The following is an 11,385-nucleotide window of genomic DNA, read 5'->3' on the forward strand; positions in this document are numbered from 1 at the left end:
CCCTCCGACGGCCGCCGGGACCTCACGCGAGGCCCCGGCGGCCGTCGTCGTCCCGGCCCGCGGTGGAGACACCGGGCCGGCTGTCCACAGCCGGAGGACGGCGACGGGGACCGGTCGTCGCCCGTCGTCGCGCGGCTGCCGGGCGGTCACCGGCCTCCGCGGTGTCGACATCGCGACGAGTTGTCCCCAGGGATGTGCACACCCTGGGGAGATCGTGATCCCGGCGGGACCGGACCGGCCGGGGGAGCAGTGGCACCGGGTGTCGTCCCCAGGTGGTTCCCCAGTGTGTGCATGCAGCGACGTTCCGCCGTGGTGACCTGCGCTTTCGTGCCGCCTGCGGGCCGTCGTCCCCATCCTCACCCGTCGCAGGCCGGCGCGCCCGCCGACGGCCTGGGCACGGACTGGGGACAGACGGGGGGTGGAGCGGGGACTCGGCGTGGACGGACGACGGTGGCTGTGCACGGCCGTCGAGATGTCCACGTGTCGACAACAACCGCACGTGAGTTCCCCACAGCGAGCCAACATGTCGACTTGGGCGCTGACCTGCGGGAAGGGCCTCGATCCCCAGCTTCCACACCGGTGATGACGGAGATGAGGGAGATAGATCGAGGTTTTCTCGAACCCCAGTAGGGGTGGGGACGCTGCGACCCGGAGGAGCTCCGGGGCCGCAGCGGGACAGCAGCAGGGAGCCAGGAGCGGCCACCTGATCGGGTCCCGGGTTCCCCCATCCACACCCCGACGGGCACGATGAACGACGCAACAGACACAGAGCCCCGTTCCCGGTCCGCACGGACGCCGGGCGCCGGGGTGCGCAGACGACAGCAGTGGGCCGTGCAGAGCTGGGGTGGGTCGGTCATGGAGTTCCGGGTGACACGCGAGGTGCTCGCGGATGCCGTCGCGTGGACGGCGCGCAGCCTCCCGCCGCGGCCGTCGGTGCCGGTCCTCGCCGGCATCCTGCTCGAGGTCGACGGCAGCCAGCTGTCGGTCTCCGGCTTCGACTACGAGGTGTCCGCACGCGCGGAGGTCGACGTGCAGGCGGGCGAGAGCGGCCGCGTGCTGGTGCCGGGCCGGCTGCTCGCCGAGATCACCCGTGCGCTGCCGCCGCAGCCGGTCGACGTCCGCGCCGACGGCCCGCGGCTGGCGATCACCTGCGGCAACGCGCGGTTCAGCCTGCCGACGCTGCCGGTGGAGGACTACCCGTCGCTGCCGGCGATGCCGTCGTCGGCCGGCGTGGTCGACAGCGACGTGTTCGCCGAGGCGGTCGGCCAGGTGGCCGTCGCCGCCGGCCGCGACGACACGCTGCCCATGCTCACCGGCGTCCGGCTGGAGATCGACGACGACCGGGTGACCCTCGCCGCCACCGACCGCTACCGGCTGGCCGTGCGCGAGTTCGCCTGGCGCCCGGAGACCCCCGGCATCTCGGCCGCGGTGCTGGTCCCGGCGCGCACGCTCGCCGACGCCGCCCGCACGCTGACCAGCGGCCCGGAGATCGTGGTCTCGCTGTCCTCCACCGGGTCCGGCGAGGGCATCCTCGGCCTGTCCGGCAAGGACCGGCAGACCACCACCCGGCTGCTGGACGCCGAGTTCGTCAAGTACCGCGCGATCATGCCGAGCGAGTCGGCCGCGCACGCCACGCTGCCGGTCGTGCAGTTCACCGACGCCGCCAAGCGCGTCGCCCTGGTCGCCGAGCGCGGCACGCCGCTGCGCTGCGAGTTCACCCCCGGCCAGGTGACGCTGCGCGCCGGCGGCAGCGACGACGAGGGCCAGGCCGAGGAGCGCTGCGACGTCGAGTTCGAGGGCGACCCGCTGACCATCGGCTTCAACCCGACGTTCCTGCTCGACGGGCTGGCCGCGGTGCACACCGGCCGGGCGCGGATGGACTTCACCAGCCCGCTCAAGCCCGCGGTGCTCTCCGGCGTCGAGGACCCGGCGACCGACGACGAGGACGGCGGCGACCGCCCGGTGGAGCGTCCCGGCAGCTACCGGTACCTGATCATGCCGGTGCGTCTGCCGGGCTGACGTCGCACGAGGTGTCCCGGGCAGCCGGGGAGGGCACCGCACACCGCGGGCACCCGCACCGTCGCGTGCGCCCGTGCCATGACGACCGCGAGGGAAGGACTGAGCCGTGCAGCTGGGGCTGATCGGGCTGGGCAAGATGGGCGGCAACATGGCCGAGCGGCTGCGCCGCGCCGGTCACGAGGTGGTCGGCTTCGACCACCACCCGGACAAGCGCGACGTCGACAGCCTCGAGGCGCTGGTCGGCGCGCTGTCGGCGCCGCGCGTGGTGTGGGTGATGGTCCCGGCCGGCGAGCCGACCCGGGAGACGGTGCGCCAGCTCGGTGAGCTGCTCGAGCCGGGCGACGTCGTCGTCGACGGCGGGAACTCCCGCTTCACCGACGACCAGGTGCACGCCGAGATGCTCGGGGAGAAGGGCGTCGGCTACGTCGACGCCGGCGTCTCCGGCGGCGTGTGGGGCCTGGAGAACGGCTACGCGCTGATGGTCGGCGGCTCGAAGGACGACGTCGCCAAGGTGCAGCCGGTGTTCGACGCGCTCAAGCCGCCGTCGCCGACCGACGCGTCGGGGGAGGAGATCCCGGGCGCGGGCTTCGTGCACGCCGGCCCGGTGGGGGCGGGCCACTACGCGAAGATGGTCCACAACGGCATCGAGTACGCGCTGATGCAGGCCTACGGCGAGGGCTACGAGCTGCTGGCCGCCGTCGACCTGATCGAGGACGTGCCGGGCGTCGTCGCCAGCTGGACCCAGGGCACCGTCATCCGCTCGTGGCTGCTGGACCTGCTGGTCCGCGCGCTCCAGGAGGACCCGCAGCTGGAGAAGATCAGCGGCTACGCCGAGGACTCCGGGGAGGGCCGGTGGACGGTCCAGGAGGCCATCGACCACGCCGTCCCCATGCCGACGATCGCGGCGTCGCTGTTCGCCCGGTTCGTCTCGCGGCAGGACGACTCGCCCACGATGAAGGCGGTCGCCGCGCTGCGCCAGCAGTTCGGCGGGCACGCGGTGCACGCCGTCAAGGCGCAGGAGGTCGAGCGGCCCGCGTGAAGAAGGACCACCCTTCCCCCCACGCCTCGCACGCTCGGCGCGGGCCCCTGAAGGGCGGCCGTTCCAGCACCTCACCGCCGGGCCGGGGCTGAGGTGTACGTCCGGCACCTACAGCTGGTCGACTTCCGCAGCTGGGAGAAGGTCGACCTGGCGCTGCGGCCCGGCCCGACGGTGTTCGTCGGCCGCAACGGCGAGGGCAAGACCAACCTCGTCGAGGCGGTCGGCTACCTCGCGACCATGAGCAGCCACCGGGTGTCCGCCGACGCGCCGCTGGTGCGCCACGGCGCGGGGCAGGCCGTCGTCCGGGCCGCGCTGCGCCGGGAGGACCGCGAGCTGCTCGTCGAGGTGGAGGTCAACCCGGGCCGGGCCAACCGGGTGCGGGTGAACCGGGCCGCGCTGCCGCGCCCGCGGGAGCTCCTCGGGGTGGTGAAGAGCGTGCTGTTCGCCCCCGAGGACCTCGCGCTGGTGCGCGGCGACCCGGCCGAGCGGCGCCGGTTCCTCGACGACCTGCTGGTCAGCCGCACGCCGCGGCTGGCGGGTGTGCGCAGCGACTACGAGCGGGTGCTCAAGCAGCGCAACGCCCTGCTCAAGACCGCGCGGATGGCCCGCGGTGACGCGCTGGCCACCCTCGACGTCTGGGACGCCCACCTCGTCGAGCTCGGCGGGCAGCTGCTGGCCGCCCGCCTGGCGCTGGTCGCCGACCTCGCGCCGCACGTCGCCCGCGCCTACGCCACCGTGGCCGGCGCGGGTGCGGCGGTCGCGGGCCTGGGCTACGCGAGCACCGTCCCGCTGGCCGGCGACGGCGCCCCGCTGGCCGAGGGCGCCGCGACGCCCTCGGCGGCCGAGCTGTCGGCGGCGCTGCGCGAGCGGGTGGCCGAGCGGCGCCGGGACGAGGTGGACCGGGGGATGACCCTGGTCGGCCCGCACCGCGACGACCTGGTCCTGCACCTGGGCCCCGCCCCGGCCAAGGGCTTCGCCAGCCACGGCGAGTCCTGGTCCCTGGCGCTCGCCCTCAAGCTCGGCTGCTTCGGCCTGCTGCGCGCCGACGGCGAGGAGCCGATCCTGGTGCTCGACGACGTCTTCGCCACGCTGGACGCCGGCCGGCGGGCGGCGCTGGCCGAGGTCGCCCGGGGTGCCGAGCAGACGCTCATCACGGCCGCCGTGCTCGACGACGTGCCCGACGAGCTCCGCGGCGCCCGGGTCGAGGTGGGCGAGGGGACGGCGACGCTGGTCGAGGCGGCCGGCACCGGCGAGGAGGTCCACGGTGGCTGACGAGCGGCCGGCCCGGCCCAGCGACATCGCCCGCGCCGCGCTGGAGGCGGCCCGGGCCGCGTCGGCGGCCCGCCCGGCGCCCACCCGCCGCCGGGTGGCCGGCCCGCGGCGGCGGTGGACCGGCCCGCGCCCCGGCGACGACGACCCGCAGCCGCTGGCGCGGCTGGTCGACTCGCTGGTCAGCACCCAGGACTGGTCGGAGCAGACCCGCGTCGGCGCGGTGTTCGGCCGCTGGTCGGCGCTGGTCGGCCCCGACATCGCCGCGCACTGCCGCCCGGAGACGCTGACCGAGGGCGAGCTGCTCGTCGTCGCGGAGTCCACCGCCTGGGCCACCCAGCTGCGGCTGCTCGCCCCGACGATCCTCGCCCGGCTGCGCGCCCAGGTCGGCGGGGACGTGGTGACCCGGCTGCGCGTTGTCGGACCGACGGCCCCCAGCTGGAAGAAGGGTCCGCGGTCGGTCCGCGGGCGGGGGCCTCGCGACACGTACGGATGAGGACGGTGCCCCGATGAGCAGCCCGCACGACGACCGACCCCGCGACGACGACCCGCGCGACCGGGACGGCTGGCAGGAGCCGGCCCACCTCGGTGAGGGCGGGACGGGCGACGGCGACCGGGACCCCGAGCCGGCACGCCCCGGACCGGTGGTCTCCTGGGCGCCGCCCGCGCCGCGGCAGCGCACGCCCGGCGTCGTCGAGCAGGTGTTCCGCTACCAGGGCGACACCGTCGGGGCGCAGGGCTGGGCGCTGCAGCACGGCTGGGAGATCTCCGACGGCACCGCGCCCCAGGACGCCGTCCTCGCCGAGCTGGTCACCACCGCCCCGGTCCGCGCGACGAAGGACCACCGGCCGGCCGGGGTGATGCGCGGGCGCGCCGGGACCCTCGAGCTGGTCGCCTTCGACGTCGTCTTCACCGACAAGCGCTACACCGTGCCCGAGTGGGCGGTCACCGCGGCGCCGGTGCTGCTGCCCCTGCCTGGCCTGCGGCTGTCCCCGGCCCGGTTCTGGCGGCACCGCACCGGCGGCCTGCTGCATGTGCCCAGCGGCGACGAGGCCTTCGACGCCCGCTGGGTGCTGCTCACCGCCGAGGACGGCGAGGCGGTCCGCCGGCTGGTCGGCGACCCGGCCGTGCGCGGGCTGCTGATGGCCTCGGACGACGGCGACGAGTTCTGGACGGCCGCCGGCCACCTCGCCGCGGTCCGCCCCGACGGGCAGCGGCCCGAGCTGATCGAGCACCACGCCCGTCTGCTGGGCGCGATGGTCGCCGCCCTGGCCGGCGTCTCCTGAGCGCCGCCGAGGCCGCCGCCCCACCGGCCGCGGCGGGGCTGCGCGACCTGCTGCCCCTGCTCCGCCCGCACCGGCGGCCCCTGCTGCTGGCCGCCGGGCTGTCGCTGGTCGGCGCGGCCGCGGCGCTGGCCCAGCCGGCGCTCACCGGGCGGGTGATCGCCGCCGTCGGCGCGGGCCGGCCGCTGCTGCCCGCCGTCGCCGCGCTGGTGCTGGTCCTGGTCGCCGGGGCGGTGCTGAACGCGGGACAGTCCTACCTGCTGCAGCGCACCGGGGAGGGCGTCGTCCTCACCACCCGGCGCACCGTGGCCGACCGGCTGCTGCGGCTGCCGGTGGCCGAGTACGACCGGCGGCGCACCGGCGACCTCATGTCCCGGGTGGGCGCCGACACCACGCTGCTGCGCGCCACCGTCACCTCCGGCGTCGTGGAGGTGGCCGGCTCCGCGGTGGTCGGGGTCGGCGCGCTGGTGGCGATGGCGCTGGTCGACGTCTGGTTGCTGCTGGTCACGCTGGCCGCGGTCGCCGTCGGGATGGCAGTGGTGGTCAGCACCAGTCGGCGGGTGCGCCGGCTCTCGCGGCGGGCCCAGGAGGAGGTCGGCGCGATGACGGCGGCCGTCGAGCGGGCGCTGTCGGCGGTGCGCACCATCCGGGCCAGCAGCGCCACCGCGCGCGAGGTCGACGCGGTGGGGGAGAGCGCGGCGCGGGCCTACCGGGCCGGGGTCTCGGTGGCCAAGGTGCAGGCGCTGGTCGCGCCGGCCGGGTCGATCGCCGTGCAGGGCGCGTTCCTCGCCGTCCTGGGGCTCGGCGGGTACCGGGTGGCCACCGGCTCGATCGCCGTCGCCGACCTGGTCGCGTTCATCCTCTACCTGTTCCTGCTGGTCATGCCGCTGGGCCAGGCGGTCTCGGCGTGGACCCAGCTGCAGACCGGGCTCGGCGCGCTGGCCCGCATCCAGGAGGTGCTGGTCCTCGAGCCCGAGCGGGACGCCGTCGCCGAGGTCGGCGGCGCGACGACCGCCCCGCGGGCGCCGGCCCCCGGCGTCCCGCTGCTGGAGCTGGACGACGTCTCGTTCGCCTACCCCGACGGCACCGAGGTGCTGCGCGGGGTGTCGCTGACCGTGCCGGCCGGCAGCCGGGTGGCGCTGGTCGGCCCGTCCGGCGCGGGCAAGTCCACGGTGCTCGCCCTGGTCGAGGGCTTCTACCCGCTGACCGGGGGGGCGATCCGGTGGGCCGGCGCCGACGTCCGCGAGCTGCCGCGGGCCGCGCTGCGCGGGCAGCTGGGCTACGTCGAGCAGGAGGCGCCGGTCCTCGCGGGGACGGTGCGGGAGAACCTGCTGCTGGCCGCGCCGCACGCCGGCGACGACGAGCTGTGGGCGGTGCTCGCCGACGTCGGGCTGACCGGCGTGGTGCAGCGCTCGGCCCGCGGGCTGGACGTGCCGGTCGGCGACGAGGGCGTGCTGCTGTCCGGCGGGGAGCGGCAGCGGCTGGCGATCGCCCGGTCGCTGCTGGCCCGCCCGGCGCTGCTGCTGCTCGACGAGCCGACCGCCAGCCTCGACGCCCGCAACGAGAACCTGCTGCGCGAGACGCTGGCCGCCGCGGCCGCCGACCGGGCGCTGCTCGTCGTCGCCCACCGGCTGTCCACCGTGCTCGACAGCGACCAGATCGTCGTCCTCGACGGCGGCCGGGTCGTCGCCCGCGGCACGCACGCCGAGCTGGTCGAGACCAGCCCCCTCTACCGCGAGCTCGCCTCCGCCCAGCTCCTGGTCTGACCGCGGGCGCGTCCTGTGGGCCGACGGTGCGGTGGATCAGTCGGGCTGATCGTGCTGCGTCCTGGCTCGGCGTCGGAGGTGAGCCAGGACGCGTTCTGGTGAGCCAGGACGTCGCGTCCTGCCTCAGGCAGCCGTGCGGCCGGCGGCGGACGCGCCCTGCGCCTCCTGCGCCTCCGCGGCCTTGCACAGGTTGCGGACCATGCTGCCGAAGACGACGCCGTGGAACGGCGAGACGCCCCACCAATAGAGCTGCCCGAGCAGGCCGAACGGGTGGAACGTCGCCTTCTGCCGCAGCCGGGTGCGGCCGTCGTCGGCACGTTCCACGTGGAACTCGAGCCAGGCGAGGCCGGGGAGCCGCATCTCCGCGCGCAGCCGCAGCAGCCGGCCCTCCTCGAGCTCCTCCACCCGCCACCAGTCCAGCGCGTCCCCGACGTAGAGGTCCGACGGGTCGCGCCGGCCGCGGCGCAGCCCGACCCCGCCGACGGCGCGGTCCAGCCAGCCGCGCACCTCCCAGGCCAGCGGGAAGCTGTACCAGCCGGTCTCCCCGCCGATGCCCTCCACCACCCGCCACAGCGCGTCCGGTGAGGCGTCGGTCTCCCGCGTGCGCTCGTCGACGTAGAGGCTGCCTCCGGCCCAGTCCGGGTCCGACGGCAGCGGGTCCGACGGCGCCCCTGGCACCGAGGCGCCGGTCCAGCGGGTGTCGACGGCGTTGTTGCGGACCTTCTGCACCGCCAGGCGCACCGCCTCGTCGAAACCGAGCAGGCCCTCCGGGGGGTCGGGCACGTACCGCGCGATGTCGTGCTCGGCGCAGACGACGGTGTTGCGCAGCGACTCGACCAGCGGCCGGGCGATCGACGCGGGCACGGGCGTGATGACCCCGACCCAGTGGCTCGACAGCGACGGGGTGAAGACCGGGACGGGCAGGATCCGCCGCCGGGGCAGCCCGGTGGCCTCGGCGTACCGCTGCATCATGTGCGCGTAGTCCATGACGTCGGGGCCGCCGATGTCGAAGCAGCGGTGCACGTCCGGCGGCAGCGTGGCGCAGCCGACCAGGTAGCGGAGCACGTCGCGGATGGCGATCGGCTGGATGCGGCTGTGCACCCAGCGGGGCGTGACCATGACCGGCAGCCGCTCGGTGAGGTAGCGCAGCATCTCGAACGACGCCGAGCCCGAGCCGAGGACCACCGCGGCCCGCAGCACGACGGTGGGCACGCCGGAGCCGAGCAGGATGCGGGCCACCTCCGCGCGCGAGCGCAGGTGCGGGGACAGCTCCTCGTCCTGCGGCTCGAGCCCGCCCAGGTGGACCAGCCGCCCGACGCCGGCCTCCCGCACCGCGTCGGCCATCACCTGTGCCGTGCGCCGGTCCCGCTCCTCGAACTCGCGGCCGATCGCCAGCGCGTGGATGAGGTAGTAGGCGACGTCGGCGCCCTCGCAGGCGCGGCGGACGGCGTCGGCGTCGGCGGCGTCGCCCTCGGCGACCTCGACGCGGTCCCGCCAGGGGACGTCGCGCAGCTTGCGCGGCGAGCGGGTGAACACCCGGACGCGGTGGCCGGCGGCCAGCAGTTCCGGGACCAGCCGGCCGCCGACGTAACCGGTCGCACCGGTGACCAGACAGGTGAGGGGCCGCGCTGCCGGCTGCATGTCGACCAGTCTGGGAGTCGCCGGCGGACGGTGCCGTCCGGTCGACCGGCCCAGCGGCCCCTGGGCGGGCGTGTCGACCCCGGGGGCAACACCGGTGGTACGTCGCGAGCCGCGAGTGGCGCAGGGGCGGCCTGAGGGCCCGCGCGACGCGGTTTCTGTCGGTGGACCCGGTAACATGGAGGACAGGAATCCCCAGCATCCGGCTGAGCGGCGCTGTGCGCCCCCGGGGCCCCTCTCGGAGGAGAGGTGCCCGCATGCCGGGAGCGCGACAGAAGGGCCCCACGTGGTCGCTCGACCGAAGACCGAGAACTCCTACTCCGGCAGCTCCATCACCGTCCTCGAGGGGCTCGAGGCGGTCCGCAAGCGGCCCGGCATGTACATCGGCTCCACAGGTGAGCGCGGCCTCCACCACATGGTGTGGGAGGTCGTCGACAACGCCGTGGACGAGGCGCTGGCCGGCTTCTGCGACACCGTCCGCGTCACCCTGCTGGCCGACGGCGGCGTCCGCGTCGAGGACAACGGCCGCGGCATCCCCGTCGACGTGCACCCCGTGGAGAAGCGGCCGACCGTCGAGGTCGTCATGACCGTCCTGCACGCGGGCGGCAAGTTCGACGGCAAGAGCTACGGCGTCTCCGGCGGTCTGCACGGCGTCGGCGTCACCGTCGTCAACGCGCTGTCCACCGCGCTCGACGTCCGCATCTGGCGGGACGGCCGCGAGTGGCACCAGGCCTACGAGTTCGCCAAGCCCGGCACGCTGGAGGAGGTCGGCCCGACCTCCAAGCAGGGCACCCAGATCACCTTCTGGGCCGACGGCGGCATCTTCGAGACGACGACCTACTCGTTCGACACCATCAGCCGCCGGCTGCAGGAGATGGCCTTCCTCAACAAGGGCCTGAAGATCGTCCTGCGCGACGAGCGGCCCGGCCAGGGCAAGGCCGAGACCGGCGTGGCCGAGGAGGTGTCGGTCGCCGAGGTCGCCCCGCAGCCCGGTGCCGAGGTGGAGGCCTTCGAGGCCACCGAGGTCACCTACCACTACGAGGGCGGCCTGATCGACTACGTCGGTCACATCAACGCCAAGCGGACGCCGATCCACCGCTCGGTCATCAGCTTCAGCGCCGAGGGCACCGGCAAGAACGACATGCGCATGTCGGTCGACGTCGCGATGCAGTGGTCCGACGCGTACTCCGAGTCGGTCTACACCTTCGCCAACGTCATCAACACGCACGAGGGCGGCACCCACGAGGAGGGCTTCCGCGCGGCGCTGACGTCGATCGTCAACCGCTACGCCGTCGAGAAGAAGCTGCTCAAGGAGAAGGACGAGAAGCTCACCGGCGAGGACATCCGCGAGGGCCTGGCCGCGATCGTCTCGGTCAAGATCGGCGACCCGCAGTTCGAGGGCCAGACGAAGACCAAGCTCGGCAACACCGAGGTCAAGGGCTTCGTGCAGAAGGTCTGCAACGACCAGATCTCGCACTGGTTCGAGGCCAACCCGACCGAGGCCAAGACCATCATCACCAAGGCCGCCTCGGCCGCCCGCGCCCGCCGCGCCGCGCAGGACGCCCGCAAGCTCGCCCGCAAGAACCTGCTGAGCAACAACTCGCTGCCGGGCAAGCTCGCCGACTGCCGCTCGACCGACCCGCGCAACTCCGAGATCTACATCGTCGAGGGCGACTCGGCCGGCGGCTCGGCCAAGTCCGGCCGCGACTCGATGTTCCAGGCGATCCTGCCGATCCGCGGCAAGATCATCAACGTCGAGAAGGCGCGCATCGACCGGGTCCTCAAGAACACCGAGGTCCAGTCGATGATCACCGCCTTCGGCACCGGCATCCACGACGAGTTCGACCTGTCGAAGCTCCGGTACCACAAGATCGTGCTGATGGCCGACGCCGACGTCGACGGCCAGCACATCTGCACCCTGCTGCTGACCCTGCTGTTCCGCTTCATGCGGCCGCTGGTCGAGGCCGGGCACGTCTACCTGGCCCGGCCGCCGCTCTACAAGATCAAGTGGGGCGGCAAGTGGGGTGACCAGTACGCCTACTCCGACCGGGAGCGCGATGCCCTGCTCACCGCCGGCAAGGAGGAGGGCCGCAAGGTCCGCGAGGAGATGATCCAGCGGTACAAGGGCCTCGGCGAGATGAACGCCAGCGAGCTGTGGGAGACCACGATGAACCCGGAGACCCGCCTCCTGGGCCAGGTCACCCTCGAGGACGCCGCGACGGCCGACGAGCTGTTCAGCGTGCTCATGGGCGAGGACGTCGAGGCCCGCCGCAGCTTCATCACCCGCAACGCCAAGGACGTGCGCTTCCTGGACGTCTAGCCGCCGCACCGGGGCCGGGGAAACGGCGTCCGACGCCCGCCCCCCGGCCCC

8 protein-coding genes are annotated in these 11,385 nt (G+C 74.6%); 7 read left to right on the plus strand and 1 reads right to left on the minus strand.

What is annotated here, in order from left to right; genetic code table 11:
* Nucleotides 1-867: 867 nt before the first annotated feature.
* From dnaN to ACI8AR_RS16120, 6 genes are all read left to right on the plus strand, one after another.
* On the plus strand, nt 868-2,019 hold the full coding sequence (gene dnaN, locus ACI8AR_RS16095; RefSeq protein ID WP_456939048.1) for a DNA polymerase III subunit beta: 1,152 nt from the start codon (nt 868-870) through the stop codon (nt 2,017-2,019).
* A 106-nt stretch (nt 2,020-2,125) separates the two neighbouring features.
* Nucleotides 2,126-3,058 (plus strand): phosphogluconate dehydrogenase (NAD(+)-dependent, decarboxylating), encoded by a 933-nt coding sequence (gnd, locus tag ACI8AR_RS16100; protein ID WP_457051920.1) that lies wholly within the window; start codon nt 2,126-2,128, stop codon nt 3,056-3,058.
* Nucleotides 3,059-3,151: 93 nt separating this feature from the next.
* Nucleotides 3,152-4,330 carry a DNA replication/repair protein RecF gene (gene recF / locus ACI8AR_RS16105; RefSeq protein WP_457051921.1) on the plus strand — a complete coding sequence of 393 codons (1,179 nt, stop codon included), beginning with the start codon at nt 3,152-3,154 and terminating at the stop codon, nt 4,328-4,330.
* Nucleotides 4,323-4,823 (plus strand): DUF721 domain-containing protein, encoded by a 501-nt coding sequence (locus ACI8AR_RS16110; protein WP_457051922.1) that lies wholly within the window; start codon nt 4,323-4,325, stop codon nt 4,821-4,823. The genes recF and ACI8AR_RS16110 overlap by 8 nt, the downstream gene beginning before the upstream one ends.
* Before the next feature lie 13 nt (nt 4,824-4,836).
* Complete coding sequence (locus ACI8AR_RS16115; protein ID WP_457051923.1) at nt 4,837-5,613, plus strand: hypothetical protein; 777 nt, start codon at nt 4,837-4,839, stop codon at nt 5,611-5,613.
* A 56-nt stretch (nt 5,614-5,669) separates the two neighbouring features.
* Nucleotides 5,670-7,376, plus strand: a complete 1,707-nt coding sequence (locus ACI8AR_RS16120; protein WP_457051953.1) for an ABC transporter ATP-binding protein — start codon at nt 5,670-5,672, stop codon at nt 7,374-7,376.
* 123 nt (nt 7,377-7,499) lie between these two features.
* On the opposite strand, the gene ACI8AR_RS16125 is transcribed toward ACI8AR_RS16120, so the two are convergent.
* Nucleotides 7,500-9,017, minus strand: coding sequence for an SDR family oxidoreductase (locus ACI8AR_RS16125; RefSeq protein WP_457051924.1), 1,518 nt, complete (start codon nt 9,015-9,017; stop codon nt 7,500-7,502).
* Nucleotides 9,018-9,300: 283 nt separating this feature from the next.
* Here ACI8AR_RS16125 and gyrB point away from each other — a divergent pair, with 283 nt between their 5' ends.
* Nucleotides 9,301-11,334, plus strand: a complete 2,034-nt coding sequence (gene gyrB / locus ACI8AR_RS16130; protein WP_457051925.1) for a DNA topoisomerase (ATP-hydrolyzing) subunit B — start codon at nt 9,301-9,303, stop codon at nt 11,332-11,334.
* The last annotated feature ends 51 nt before the right edge of the window (nt 11,335-11,385 follow it).

It is taken from the genome of Geodermatophilus sp. SYSU D01036 (assembly GCF_054050435.1).